13 protein-coding genes are annotated in these 13,205 nt (G+C 45.8%); 5 read left to right on the top strand and 8 right to left on the bottom strand.

Going from position 1 to position 13,205, the window contains the following annotated elements; genetic code table 11:
* Positions 1-182: 182 nt before the first annotated feature.
* From ACO5E4_RS08660 to ACO5E4_RS08685, 6 genes are all read right to left on the bottom strand, one after another.
* Complete coding sequence (locus ACO5E4_RS08660) at positions 183-1,994, bottom strand: monovalent cation:proton antiporter-2 (CPA2) family protein (RefSeq protein WP_485862764.1); 1,812 nt, start codon at positions 1,992-1,994, stop codon at positions 183-185.
* A 199-nt stretch (positions 1,995-2,193) separates the two neighbouring features.
* Positions 2,194-2,463: a sulfurtransferase-like selenium metabolism protein YedF gene (gene yedF, locus ACO5E4_RS08665; protein WP_006719477.1), complete on the bottom strand. Its 270-nt coding sequence runs from the start codon at positions 2,461-2,463 to the stop codon at positions 2,194-2,196.
* A 51-nt stretch (positions 2,464-2,514) separates the two neighbouring features.
* Positions 2,515-3,726 (bottom strand): selenium metabolism membrane protein YedE/FdhT, encoded by a 1,212-nt coding sequence (gene yedE, locus ACO5E4_RS08670; protein ID WP_485862765.1) that lies wholly within the window; start codon positions 3,724-3,726, stop codon positions 2,515-2,517.
* Positions 3,727-3,944: 218 nt separating this feature from the next.
* On the bottom strand, positions 3,945-4,787 hold the full coding sequence (locus ACO5E4_RS08675) for a patatin-like phospholipase family protein (RefSeq protein ID WP_485862766.1): 843 nt from the start codon (positions 4,785-4,787) through the stop codon (positions 3,945-3,947).
* Entirely contained in the window at positions 4,787-5,674 is an 888-nt protein-coding gene (gene ygfZ, locus ACO5E4_RS08680) for a CAF17-like 4Fe-4S cluster assembly/insertion protein YgfZ (protein ID WP_485862767.1), read from the bottom strand. The genes ACO5E4_RS08675 and ygfZ overlap by 1 nt, the downstream gene beginning before the upstream one ends.
* 28 nt (positions 5,675-5,702) lie before the next feature.
* A complete protein-coding gene (locus tag ACO5E4_RS08685; protein WP_485862768.1) occupies positions 5,703-6,566 on the bottom strand; it encodes a YicC/YloC family endoribonuclease in 864 nt (287 codons plus the stop codon).
* Positions 6,567-6,684: 118 nt separating this feature from the next.
* Here ACO5E4_RS08685 and rph point away from each other — a divergent pair, with 118 nt between their 5' ends.
* From rph to dusC, 4 genes are all read left to right on the top strand, one after another.
* Complete coding sequence (gene rph, locus ACO5E4_RS08690; RefSeq protein ID WP_296027639.1) at positions 6,685-7,401, top strand: ribonuclease PH; 717 nt, start codon at positions 6,685-6,687, stop codon at positions 7,399-7,401.
* A 10-nt stretch (positions 7,402-7,411) separates the two neighbouring features.
* The gene (pyrE, locus tag ACO5E4_RS08695) at positions 7,412-8,056 is read left to right on the top strand and encodes an orotate phosphoribosyltransferase (protein ID WP_485862769.1); all 645 of its coding nucleotides are present in this window, start codon (positions 7,412-7,414) and stop codon (positions 8,054-8,056) included.
* 83 nt (positions 8,057-8,139) lie between these two features.
* On the top strand, positions 8,140-9,000 hold the full coding sequence (gene djlA, locus ACO5E4_RS08700; protein ID WP_311351885.1) for a co-chaperone DjlA: 861 nt from the start codon (positions 8,140-8,142) through the stop codon (positions 8,998-9,000).
* A gap of 3 nt (positions 9,001-9,003) precedes the next feature.
* Complete coding sequence (gene dusC / locus ACO5E4_RS08705) at positions 9,004-9,942, top strand: tRNA dihydrouridine(16) synthase DusC (RefSeq protein ID WP_485862770.1); 939 nt, start codon at positions 9,004-9,006, stop codon at positions 9,940-9,942.
* Between the two features lie 103 nt (positions 9,943-10,045).
* On the opposite strand, the gene ACO5E4_RS08710 is transcribed toward dusC, so the two are convergent.
* The gene (locus ACO5E4_RS08710) at positions 10,046-11,104 is read right to left on the bottom strand and encodes an ABC transporter ATP-binding protein (RefSeq protein ID WP_485862835.1); all 1,059 of its coding nucleotides are present in this window, start codon (positions 11,102-11,104) and stop codon (positions 10,046-10,048) included.
* Positions 11,105-11,121: 17 nt separating this feature from the next.
* Entirely contained in the window at positions 11,122-12,642 is a 1,521-nt protein-coding gene (locus ACO5E4_RS08715; protein ID WP_485862771.1) for an ABC transporter permease, read from the bottom strand.
* A 298-nt stretch (positions 12,643-12,940) separates the two neighbouring features.
* On the opposite strand from ACO5E4_RS08715, the gene ACO5E4_RS08720 reads away from it, so the two are divergent.
* A partial coding sequence (locus tag ACO5E4_RS08720; RefSeq protein ID WP_485862772.1) for a tetratricopeptide repeat protein occupies positions 12,941-13,205 on the top strand: 265 nt, incomplete at its 3' end.

Below are 13,205 nucleotides of genomic sequence, written 5' to 3' on the forward strand. Positions count from 1 at the left end.
GTTTTAGTAAATTGATTAAAAAATAAACGTTACTTTTAAACAGCAAAATAACGGCGTGCTTTATACCATAAAGTGCGGTTGGTTTCCAGCAGATTTTGTTGTGAGAGGAAAATTGATATAAAAAAACAGATAAAAAACGACCGCACTTTAGGGCGTAAAGTGCGGTCTGCTTTTGGGATGTTTTATTCCTCTTCTTTTTCCTTCGCTCTCAGAATGATTTCTTGGATATCGGCCGCCATTTTTTGATCGCATTCGCGGGCAATATCACGCATGAGCGGGTTTTGGAATAACCCCATGTTGGGATCATAAACCTGTGACATGAGGGCGACTTCATGGCGATCCGCATCAAAATAATAGTCGCCGATTTCTTTCACTAATTCCGGCTCCATGCCTAATGTTTCCAGCGCGCGTTTACCCGCACGCACGGCGGCATCGAAGGTTTCACGGATAATTTCGTCTGCGCCGGCTTCGTGTAAGGCAAAGGTGCTGAAACGGTCGTAAGCACGAGCAATGATTTTAATATTCGGATTCACTTCACGAGCAAAGTGTACGATGTTTTCTGCTTGTTCTTTATTATTAATGGCGATGACCAATATTTCTGCTTGTTCTAAACCGGCAGCGATGAGAAATTCACGGCGAGATGCGTCGCCAAAATAGGATTTAATACCGTATTCATTGAAGCCTTTGATCATGTTCGGGTTCAAATCAACAACGGTGGTGGCATAGCCGCTTAAGCGCAATAAGTCATTCACGATTTGACCAAAACGCCCCATGCCGACGATGAGAATCGGGTGTTGTTCGTCGATTTCATCGGCAGGTAATTCTTCTGCAGTCGGTTTGGGTGCGAATTTTTCATACAAAACTAACATAATAGGCGTTATCACCATGGATAGCACCACGATTGCGGTCATGTTGGCATTGACGGTTTCATCAATAACTTTTTGGTTGAAGGCTTGAGCAAACAAAACAAAAGCAAATTCCCCGCCTTGAGCCATGAGCAAAGCACGTTCCATGGCCGTTTTGTGCGTGCTTTTCGCTGCGCGGGCAACGAGATAAATACAGATACCTTTTGTCAGCATTAAGGCGAATACGCCGATGCCAATTAGTATCCAGTTTTCCGCCACAACCGTAAGATTGAGCGACATTCCCACCCCGAGGAAAAATAGCCCTAGCAATAAACCACGGAACGGTTCAATGTCTGCTTCCAATTGGTGGCGGAAAGCCGATTCTGACAGCATGACGCCGGCAACAAACGCGCCCATGGCTTGTGATAAGCCTGCTTCTTCCATCAGTAATGCCGAGCCCAAAACTACAAATAAGGCGGCAGCGGTCATCACTTCGCGTGCTTTGGAGTTGGCTAAAATACGGAACACCGGATTCAAAATGAAACGTCCAATAAGCACAAGGATGGCTAACGCGACTAAGGCGATTGTGGCGGATTCCCACCAAGAAATGGAGCTTTCGGTTTCGAGTGGGGAAAGGTAGGTCACAATAGCCAGTAACGGCACGATCAGCAAATCTTCAAATAATAAGATTGATACCATTTTTTGTCCCGGGCGGGTGGACAGGCGTTTACGTTCTCCCAACACTTGCATCACGATGGCGGTGGAGGTAAGCACGAAACCGGAAGAACAAATAAAGGCCACCTCCCAAGAAATGCCGAATTGTACGGAAACGAGGGTCATTAACAGAGCGGAGATCACCACTTGTAAACTGCCTAGCCCGAAAATTTGTTTGCGTAAGCTCCATAAATGGGACGGTTTCATTTCCAAACCAATCATGAACAGGAACATCACCACACCAAATTCTGCAATGTGCAAAATGGCGTGAGAATCGGTCACTAATTTCAACCCGAAGGGGCCGATAACTAAGCCGGCGGCTAAATACCCCAGCACCGAACCTAAACCGATACGTTTAAATAATGGCACCGCCACAACAGCCGCACCTAATAACGTGACAACGCGAATTAAATCACCCGCCCCCTGAGCTTCCATCTTGTTCTCCCGAAATAAATGTTATAGCGATGAATATTAAAAAAGCTGCTTATTTTAGCGTTTTTTTCGGACAAATTGTTGAGGAAATAGGCAAATTTTTTGATAGGTTTAGTCAATTTTTTAAAGAACTTATCTCATCCTTTCTTTTGGGAAAAAATAAAGCCCGTATCAAACGGGCTTTTACTTTTCTGAACATTGATTAACGCTGAATCAAATAACGTAATTTTGTGCCATCTTGTTCCACGCTTAATAAAGTATAACCGTGGTTTTTAGTGTCCACCGGAATGTTGTTGATGGATTGTGCGCAGTCGCTTAACAATTCCAACACTTCCCCTTCTTTGAGTTCAGGCATGCTTTCTAGCATAACAATAGCCGGATACGGACAAGGTTCGCCAACGGTGTCGATGGTGTAATCCGGAACGATGTCTTTAGGATCTTTGTCTAATTTGTGTACAACGGTAAATGCCATAATGTGTTTTCCTTCTGTGAAATAAAAATAACGTCAGATCAAACCGCACTTTTACGCCTGTGCGAGAGCGGCGATTTTGGCTTTTGCTTTGGCAAGAAAGCGTTTTTCCCACCAGACGACAGCGATTAAGCAGAGAATCAATAAACCGTAGTTCACCAATAATCCGCCTACCGGACCAAATTCTTTCAGTAAGTTCAGTTTTTCGTAGTCAAGCGCCAATGCCGGTGCCAAATCATCCCAAGCGTAGGCAAGATAAGTAGAGCCGATCACGTTGCCGATACCCACCCACATAAAATGCACTTGGCCTTCCATCGCACGGTACATCCAACCGGTTTCACAACCGCCGGCTAATACAATACCGAAACCGAACAATAAACCGCCGATAATCGCATTCGGGCCTGCCCACATGATTTTTGCCGGAACGCCTAATTGAATGTAGCTGAAGACGCCGATGGTGCCCGCAAGAATACCGAAAATGATCGCTTTTGCCATGTAAGCGCGACCGGTCACCCAAAGATCACGGAACGCGGAAGTGAAGCAGATTTGCGCACGTTCGATAAGTAAACCGAATGCTAAACCACACAACATGGCAAAACCGAGTTTGATGGATTGGGTCATGACATAAAGAGAGGCAATAAAGTAAGCGAAGAACACGACCATACCGATCCAAAAACGGCGTTGTGCTCTTCTCGGATCTGTTTCTTGTAATTTTGCGGCGCCTTTTTTCAATTCCAATTTCACGCGGAACATTGGTAATAAGGTGACTTTCACACCAACGTAAGTTCCAAGTGCGGTAGTAATGGTGAAAAACCACGCGTGCACGGAAAATTGTGGAATACCGGTAAATAACGAGGCAAGGTTACAGCCCATCGCCAAACGTGCGCCGAAGCCGGCAATGGCGCCGCCGATTAAGGCTTGTACAATGCGACGTTTATGTGGCTGGTTTCGCCATTTTACGTTGTTTGCCCACAAGGCTGCGGAGATACAACCGGCAAACATGCCTAAGATCATCACGCCATCGACACGGGTGAAAATCGTGCCTTGCATACCGATGATTTTGTAGTAGCTCCAATCGGACACATCAACGCCCAAGGCTTGTAATGCATGGCCACCCCAACGGGTAAATTCGCCGGTAACCGCCCAGTAGGTGCCGGTAACGCCGAAATAATAGGCCGAGATTAAACCGGCAGCGATAACGGCGATGACGGGATTCCAATATTTAATTAAATATTGTTGTTTGAACTGTTGTAAAACTTCGTTCATTTTTAATCCTATTAAAGTGAATGAAAGTATTACAAGGAAGGTATAACAATGAGAAAAGGCTCAAAAGAAAGGCTTTGTCATTTCCTATACACAAACTTGCGATATAAATGAAATTACAAATTAGATTTGCGGGCGCTAGTCTAAAGAATTGTTAATATTTCTGCAACAACATTTTGTGCAGAAAATTGGCAAAAGTGCGGTGGATTTTTCCTATGTTTTTACTTGGTCAGGTAGGCTTTTAGGGCCGGTAGAATGTCTTGCCCGTCACGGACACCTAAGTCATACATTGCCTGCACTTTGGCGATGTCCTTTTCAATACGGCGAATAGGCAGTGTGACAGAAGGGCGAATAACAAAAATCTCCCCTTGTTCGTTAAGACGAATAACATCTTCTACTGCTCGGTTATAGTCGGCATAGCGATTGGTCAGGCGTTCGACCAGTTTTGGGTAACAGCGATAAAAAGCCTTAAAAATTAGCGGATTGGTCGGCGTTTTGCGGTAATCCAATGGACGGGTGAGAATGACGATGATTTTGTCGTAGCCCAACTGTTGACAGAAACGTAACGGAATACTGTCTGCAATGCCGCCGTCTAAATATTTTTTGCCATCGATTTCCACCATTTTTGACACGAAAGGCATGGCGGAGGTGGCACGCAGGGTTTCCATTTGCTCAAAGGCATCGTGGATTTTCACATATTCTGCTTCTCCGCTTTCCACGTTGGTTAACACCGTGTAGAAGTCGATGCCGGAACGGGCGAATGCTGCTTGATCGAACACGTCCAATTCAAAAGGCAATTGATAGAAGGCAAAGTCTTTGTTGACGATATTGCCCGTGGTGAACAGGCTGTGCCAGCCCATGTAGCGTTTGTCATTGAGGTATTTTTTGTTGTAACGCAACACGCGGCCACGTTGTTTGGAAGGAAAATTCACACCGAACAATGCCCCGGCGGACACGCTGACAATGCCGTCAATGTGAATCTGTTCATCCAAGAAGACATCCAACACGCCGGCGGTGAACATCCCGCGCATGGCGCCGCCTTCCAATACCAATCCGACTTTCATCAGCTTAACTCATAAGGCAAGGGTTGCATGTCGAGCAAGGTTTGGTCGTTCGGCAAGCGGAATGCCTGACCGTCTTCCAACGGCGTATTTAACACGGCTTGCAACCACAAAATGCCGTGAAAATTGACCGCACTTGTGATGGTGCCGGTGGCTCGCCAATTGTCGCCAAGTGCCATTTCCAATGCCGAACCGATGTCCGGTAGACTTTCTGTTTGCGCGGCAAAAATAAAGAGAGCGCGTTTATTGGCGCCACGATATTTCGCACGTGCCACGGTTTCTTGCCCGATGTAGCAACCTTTTTGGAAAGAAATCGCTTGTTCGATACTTTGCAGGTTTAACGCTTGCGGAATAAATTCTAATTGGGTCGCTGCCGCTAAACCAGGCACGCCATCTTGAATATCCAATAAATCCCAAGCCTCCGCTTCAACAGTAGCTTCAAGGGCTAAGCGGGTCGGGTGGAGTAAAATCACGCGCGGTTGTTGTCCATTTACATCAATGCGAATTTGCGCAGAAAATTGACCGCACTTTTCGATGCCTTTTGTGCCGGCTGCGCCGAGAATTTGCCAATCTAGTGACGTAAACGTGACTTTGGAAAACACCGCATATTTTTTCAGTTGATCCAGTGCCGATGGCAATAATTCACTTTTTAACAGCATATAAAAGGTCTGTTCGTCTTGACGAATTAAACGGAACAGCGCGCTCATTTTGCCTTTCGGATCGCAATGGGCGGTAAGAGTGGATCCACCGGCTGCCAATTTGGTCACATCGCAAGTGAGTTGCCCCTGCAAATATTTTTCTGCTTCTGTGCCTTCAATTTGAATCAGCGAGTAGTGCGTTAACGGGCAAATAATGTCATCTTGTTGTGCCGTTAAAAGGGAATAGGCCATCGTACTTTCCTTAAAAAATATCAATCAATTACTCAAGATTTTGAATTTGTTCGCGCATTTGCTCAATTAACACTTTTAGCTCAATAGCGGAATTAGTCACATCAACATTGATGGACTTGGATGCCAAAGTATTGGATTCGCGGTTGAGCTCTTGCATCATGAAATCCAACTTGCGTCCTACTGCGCCGCCTTTGCGCAGAATGTTTTGCGTTTCTTTGACGTGTAATTGCAAACGATCCAATTCTTCGGCGACATCAATGCGTTGTGCCAACATAATCAGCTCTTGTTCTAAACGTTGTGGATCCGGTTGCAGTTGGACTTCTTCAAAGCGTTGCAACATGCGCTCGCGTTGCCATTGTAAAATCTCCGGCATTTTGGACCGCACTTTTTGCTGTTCTTCATTGATGGCTTCAAGGCGTTGTGTCAGTAACGTGTGGATTTTTTCCCCTTCGCGTTGGCGCATGGCGATAAACTCACTCACGACCTGCTCAAATGCCGCCAATAAATCCTGGCTGATTAAATCTACATCCTGTTCCGGTACTTCCACTACACCCGGGTAGCGTAATACATCGGTTAAATTGAGTTCACCTTCGCCTGCTTGCTGTTTTAGCCATTGTAAAGATTGCAATACTTGCGTGGCGAGTTCTTGGTTAATGTGTAATTCTGTGGCGGCTTGCTTTTTGTTATCAATACGCAGGGTACATTCGATTTTGCCACGAGTGAGTTTTTGACGCAGGGTTTCGCGTAAGGTGTTTTCTAAACTGCGGAATTGTTCCGGCAGGCGGAAAAAGGTTTCTAAATAACGTTGATTAACCGAACGGATTTCCCAAACTGCGTTTCCCCAGTCTTTTTTGATTTCTAAACTGGCGAATGCCGTCATGCTATAAATCATAATAATTCCTTCATTTTTAGGCGCTAAAATTTGCGCCCTATTGTACTGCCAAATTTCGTTTCTGTCAGTTTGCGTGCTAAAATGGCGCGATTTTTTATTGCTTAACGAGGAATTTTTCATGCGTCCGAATCAACGTGCCAACAACCAAACCCGCCCGATTAAAATCACCCGTCATTACACCAAACACGCGGAAGGTTCCGTGCTGGTGGAGTTTGGCGATACCAAAGTGTTGTGTACTGCCACCGTAGAAGACGGCGTGCCGCGCTTTTTAAAAGGACAGGGACAAGGTTGGGTGACGGCGGAATACGGCATGTTGCCACGTTCTACCCACAGCCGTATGCAACGTGAAGCGGCAAAAGGTAAGCAAGGCGGCCGTACCTTAGAAATTCAGCGTTTAATCGCTCGTTCACTGCGTGCCATGGTGGATTTGGAAGCCCTCGGCGAGCGTTGCGTAACATTGGATTGCGATGTAATCCAAGCAGATGGCGGCACTCGCACCGCCTCCATTACCGGCGCTTGTGTGGCGTTATGTGATGCATTGAATGGTTTAGTGGCAAACGGCACATTGAGCAAAAATCCGCTGAAAGGATTGGTGGCGGCGATCTCTGTCGGCATCGTAAACGGCGACGCGGTATGTGATTTGGAATACGTGGAAGATTCCGCTGCGGAAACGGACATGAACGTGGTGATGATGGAAGATGGCCGCATGATTGAAGTGCAAGGCACCGCAGAAGGCGAACCGTTCAGCCATGAGGAATTATTAACCTTATTAGATCTCGCCAAACAAGGCTGTGAGGTCATTTTCCAAACCCAACGTGCGGCATTGGCAGAATAAGGATAGGAAGATGGAAAACTATAAACAACAGTTTATTGAATTTGCCCTTGCCCGTCAGGTTTTAAAATTTGGTGAGTTCACCTTGAAATCCGGCCGTGTGAGCCCTTATTTCTTTAACGCCGGTTTGTTTAACCAAGGTGCCGATCTTGCCCGTTTAGGTGAATTTTATGCGGCAGCCTTACAAGATGCCGGTTTGAAGTACGACATGATTTTTGGCCCTGCGTATAAAGGCATTCCCATTGCCACCGCGGTATCCATTGCGTTATTCAACCGCTTTGATATCAATAAACCGGTGTGCTTTAACCGCAAAGAAACCAAAGATCACGGCGAGGGCGGCAATTTAATCGGTAGTCCGTTGCGCGGCAAGGTGTTGTTGGTGGATGATGTGATCACTGCCGGTACGGCAATTCGTGAATCCATGCAAATTATTCAAGCCAATGAAGCGCAATTAAGCGCCGTGTTAATTGCTTTGAATCGTCAAGAACGTGGCAATGGCGAGCTGTCTGCGATTCAAGAAGTCGAGCGCGATTACCAATGCAATGTGTTATCTATCATTGATTTTGCCGATTTGATGGCGTTCATTGAAACTCAACCGGAATACCAACAATATTTACCGGCAATGCGCGCTTATCGTGAGCAATACGGCATTAAATAAAGCGAAAGTGCGGTTGTTTTTCCACGCATTTTTCAATTGGTTGAGAAAATCCACCGCACTTTTTTGACCCTAACGGAGCGACAATGAATTTTATTGGGAAATTTTTAGGCGCCTTAATCGGCTTTCGATTGGGCGGTTTCTTTGGCATGTTGGCCGGTGTGTTTCTCGGTCATCTTGCGGATAAAAAACTGTATGAACTGGGCACAGTCAATTCTTCTTTCTTCAAAACGAAAACCACCCGTCAACTACTGTTTATGCAAACCACCTTTGCGGTGTTGGGGCATTTAAGCAAAGCTAAAGGGCGTGTGACGGAAAATGACATTCTATTAGCGACCCATTTAATGGATCAAATGCAACTGGACGATGCCGGTCGTCGTTTGGCACAAGAGGCATTTAATCGTGGCAAACAGACGGATTTCCCGATTCGTCAGGTGATTCGTGAATTTCGTCTTGGTTGCGGACAACGTGCGGATTTATTGCGGGCATTTTTATCCGTGCAAATTCAAGCCGCCTTTTCTGATGATCATTTACATGACAATGAAAAAGACGTGCTCTTTATTGTTGCCGAAGAACTGGGCTTATCCCGCGTTCAATTTGAGCAAATGTTGGCAATGGAAATGGCAGCTCGTCACTTTGCGCGCGGCGGTTTCTACCAACAAGGCGGTCACTACGAACAACATTCCGGCTACCAAGGCGGCTATCAACAGCAATCTCAATCCTCTTCCGGCCCGACCTTAAACGATGCTTATCAAGTGCTTGGCGTCAGCGCGACAGACGATCAGCCCACAGTGAAACGAGCCTATCGTCGTTTAATGAATGAAAATCATCCGGATAAACTAGTGGCAAAAGGGTTGCCACCGGAAATGATGGAAATGGCGAAAGAGAAAACCCAGCAAATTCAAGCTGCATACGACTTGATTTGCAAAGCCAAAGGTTGGAAATAACCTTTGCGCGTCATTTTAGCCCCGATGCAGGGCGTGCTTGATCCTCTCGTACGTCAATTATTAACGGAAGTGAACGATTACGATTTGTGCATTTCCGAATTTGTCCGTGTGGTGGATCAACGTCTCCCGCCGAAAGTTTTTTATCGCCTTTGCCCTGAATTGCACCAACAGGGCTGCACGCCAAGCGGTACGCCGGTACGTGTGCAACTGCTCGGACAACATCCTCAATGGCTGGCGGAAAATGCCGAACTTGCCATTCAATTAGGTTCCCACGGCGTTGATTTAAATTGTGGCTGTCCGTCCAAGACCGTCAACGGCAGCAACGGTGGCGCTTCTTTGTTAAAACAACCGGAACTTATTTACCAAGCCACCAAAGCCATTCGTCAAGCCGTCCCACCAGAACAGGTAGTGAGTGTTAAAGTGCGCTTAGGCTGGGATTCCACCGACTTTGCTTTTGACATTGCGGATGCGGTGCAACAGGGCGGCGCCACCGAAATTGCCATTCACGGCCGCACCAAAGCGGATGGTTATCGCGCTGATCGTATCAACTGGCAAAAAATTGGTGAAATCCGCCAAAAACTCCATATTCCAGTGATCGCCAACGGTGAAATTTGGCGTTGGGAAGATGGGCAACGATGCTTAGAAATAACCGGCTGTGAAGATTTAATGGTTGGTCGTGGGGCGCTTAATATGCCTAATTTAAGCCGTGTGCTAAAACATAACGATGCGCCCTTAAGCTGGGCTAAAATCCTGCCGATTTTGCGCAAATACGCCACATTAGAAAATTGTCACGACAGTGGTTTTTACCATGTGGCGCGCATTAAACAATGGTTGCAGTATTTAAAATGTGAATATGAAGAAGCCACCGCGTTGTTCGAGGTAGTGAAGCGATGCCATGATGGGGATGAATTAAGAGCGTTATTGGAAACGCATTTGAGATAGCGTTATGTTTGAAAAATAACTGAAAAATGCACCGCACTTTTTAACTCATACGCTCATGAATGGCGTTTTTATTTTGCTTAGCACGTAGCTTTAAAGCCAACACTTATTCCCCATAAAACAAGCCCGTGCCATATAAATAAACGTCAACCTCATCTCTCACATACAACTCAATTCCATGGTGTTCCTCTAACTCAATTTCGAAGCCATTTATTTCAAGCCGAATCGCCGTAATTTTGCCTTTGAATTCCACGTTTTTTACCACTGCGTTAAAAAGTGCGGTCGGATTTTGAGGTGTTTTTAACAGGCTGAATTGTTCCGGACGGAGAAGTAGCTTGCCGCTTTGTTGCCCTTGGCTTTTATCTATGACGGCAATATCACCTAATTGGCAATGTGCCGTTGAAGGTGAATTTAAGGTTGCCGGCAACACAATGCTTTCGCCGATAAAGGTGGCAGTGGAAAGGTGTTTTGGTGACCAATAAAGCGTACGCGGGTTGGCAATTTGTAAGATTTCTCCATTTTGCAACACAGCTATTTTATCGGCATAACGCAAAGCCTCGTCGCGATCATGAGTGACGAAAATGGCGGAAGTACCACTTTGGCGGAGTGCTTGCAACATATCATGACGGATTTGTTGGCGCAGATGTTCATCTAAGGCGCTAAAAGGTTCGTCTAATAAAATCAGTTCAGGATTTGGCGCAATGGCGCGTGCCAAGGCGACACGTTGTTGTTGCCCACCGGAAAGTTGGTGTGGGAAACGGTCGGCGAGCGCACAAATACCGGTGAGCGCCATCACTTCGTCAATGCGTTGTCGTTCTTCCGGGGAGCTGCCTTTGCCATCGCCCAACCCGTAAGCAATATTGCGATACACATTCAAGTGTGGAAATAACACGCCTTCTTGTACCACATAACCTAGCCGTCGCTGTTGTGGCGGAATATTGCAATTTGCGCCAAAAATCAACCGCGCTTTTAGGTAAATTTCACCGTTATCAGGTTGTTCAAAACCTGCAATAGCACGTAGCAAAGTCGTTTTGCCACAACCGGAAGCACCAAGTAAAAACAAGATTTCGCCACTGTGCAATTCAAGGGAAATATCACGTAGTACATGCGTCTGCCCGAAATGTTTATTGAGGCAGTGGATTTGGAGGAGAGGCGTTGTTTGCATAGAAGTTTTTGTTGTCATTATTTAAACGCATATTTTTTGAGTAAAAATACCGGAATGCCGGAAAACAACACGAGCATGATGGCATAAGGCGTGGCAGCGGCATATTGGGCATCACTGGTGTATTCCCAAACGGCGATGGATAAGGTTTTGATGTCGTTCGGGGTGAGTAATAAGGTGGCGGTGAGTTCTTTCATCAGGTTTAGAAACACCAACGCAAACGCAGCGGCAATGCCCGGCAACATGGCAGGGATGGTGAGCGTGCGGAAAATATAAAAATGACTACGTCCAAGGCTTTGCCCCACTTTTTCGACGTTGTCGGAGATTTGTTCCAAGGAGCTACGCAATGTGGTTTGCGCCATTGGCAAATACAACATGAAATAGGCGACCACCACCATGAGGAACGTTTGGTAGAAAGAATAAGCGTAGTTAATGGTGAAATACACCAATGACAATGCGATAACCAAACCCGGCACGGCGTGTAATAAATAAGGCAGGCGGTCAATCCACACGGTGAGGCGGTTGCGATAACGCACAGCACTCCAAACGAGTGGTAGCGCGCAAAGCACGGTGAGCCCCGCACCTAAACCTGAAACCAACAAAGAATTGCTGAAGGCTTCGAAAAAGGCGGAAAAATCCACCGCACTTTCAATGGACGTGCCTACGATCATCCAGTGAATCAACATGGTGAGCGGGACGCCGATGCTGAGGACAAAAATTGTGAGGAAAAAAATGACAGCCAAGAGTTGCTTGCCGGCCGTTAAATTTTTTACCGGATAAGGGCGAGTCACGCCTTTGCCGCTGTTGTACAGGGTTTGTTGTCCACGAAAGAAAATTTCGCCGAACACGATCAAGGCGCAAATCACCATTAACACTGCCGAAAGTAACGCCGCCGTATTGTTGTTAAAGGCCATTTCATATTCTTGGAAAATGGCGGTGGTGAAGGTTTGATAATTCAAAATCGACACCGCGCCGAATTCCACCAACATATGTAATGCGATTAATAAAACACTGCTGCCGATGGCAGGTTTTAACTGCGGAAATATGGCGTACCAAAAGGTGTTTCTACGACTCTTGCCGAGAGAAAGACTGACCTCCTCCAATGAGCGATCCAGCCGTTTTAAGGTAGCAGCAACAGGCAAATAGGCAAGCGGAAAGGAACTTAAGGTCATAATGCCGATCGTACCCCAAAAGCCCTCGACGCGAAAAGTGAGGCTAATCCAGGTGAAGCAACTGACAAAGGCGGGAATACAAAGCGGCAAGGTCATTGCTACTTGAAAAAAGGGCTTACCCCAAAAGCGATAGCGTTCTAACAAAAAGGCGCAAACCGTGCCGAGGATGATGGAAAATGTCGTCACACACACCATCAATAACAACGTGTTGCTCAACAGCTCCCACATACGCGGTCGCCAAAGCAACTCAATACTGCGCACCCAACCCACATCAACCGCCCGAACCACCACATAGAGAAACGGCATAATCAACGGCAAGCTGATCAGAATAATCAAGGCGGTCAGCCAAAACGGAGGGTTGCGGTTCAAGGGGGTGTCCTTTTTGGTATTGGATTAAAATTAATGGCACGCGTTGGAAGAGCTATATACTAAATTCCAGCTCTTATCTTTACCTGCTGAAAGCTATTGTTGCCACAAATTAGCTATATGAAAATCTCTTCATTTTTTTCAGAGCGTTATTATATCTTCCTTTCCGAAATTAAAATAACTAAAATTCTCATTAAGTAATTTTTTAGGGTGAATTATATAAATAAACTTAATGGATTGTGTCTTTTTATTACTAACGAAATGTGATTTCCGTTAAGGTATTTTCATAAGGAATAAAACAATGAGTGTTAATGATTTAATTGCAGAAGGTGTGAGTTTATTCAAAAGCAATAATTTTGATCAAGCAATTGTAAAATTCAATCAGGCTTTGAATGAGATTGAGGATAAAAGAGCCTTTCTTCAGGAACAAAATGATATTCAATTTTGGCTTGGTTGTTGTTATTTTGAGCAGGCACGGAAGGTTAGAGATATAACAGAGGCGAAGGGGTTATTTGCCCAAGCTATTGAGCACCACCAAGAGCAACTTAAACTTGCCAAACAGCTAA

The sequence above is a fragment of the Aggregatibacter sp. genome, from assembly GCF_057314075.1.

Coding starts and splice junctions, on each gene's coding strand:
- ACO5E4_RS08660 (WP_485862764.1), bottom strand. CDS start 1,994: ATGGAAGCTCAGGGGGCGGGTGATTTAATTCGCGTTGTCACGTTATTA.
- yedF (WP_006719477.1), bottom strand. CDS start 2,463: ATGGCATTTACCGTTGTACACAAATTAGACAAAGATCCTAAAGACATC.
- yedE (WP_485862765.1), bottom strand. CDS start 3,726: ATGAACGAAGTTTTACAACAGTTCAAACAACAATATTTAATTAAATAT.
- ACO5E4_RS08675 (WP_485862766.1), bottom strand. CDS start 4,787: ATGAAAGTCGGATTGGTATTGGAAGGCGGCGCCATGCGCGGGATGTTC.
- ygfZ (WP_485862767.1), bottom strand. CDS start 5,674: ATGGCCTATTCCCTTTTAACGGCACAACAAGATGACATTATTTGCCCG.
- ACO5E4_RS08685 (WP_485862768.1), bottom strand. CDS start 6,566: ATGATTTATAGCATGACGGCATTCGCCAGTTTAGAAATCAAAAAAGAC.
- rph (WP_296027639.1), top strand. CDS start 6,685: ATGCGTCCGAATCAACGTGCCAACAACCAAACCCGCCCGATTAAAATC.
- pyrE (WP_485862769.1), top strand. CDS start 7,412: ATGGAAAACTATAAACAACAGTTTATTGAATTTGCCCTTGCCCGTCAG.
- djlA (WP_311351885.1), top strand. CDS start 8,140: ATGAATTTTATTGGGAAATTTTTAGGCGCCTTAATCGGCTTTCGATTG.
- ACO5E4_RS08710 (WP_485862835.1), bottom strand. CDS start 11,104: ATGCAAACAACGCCTCTCCTCCAAATCCACTGCCTCAATAAACATTTC.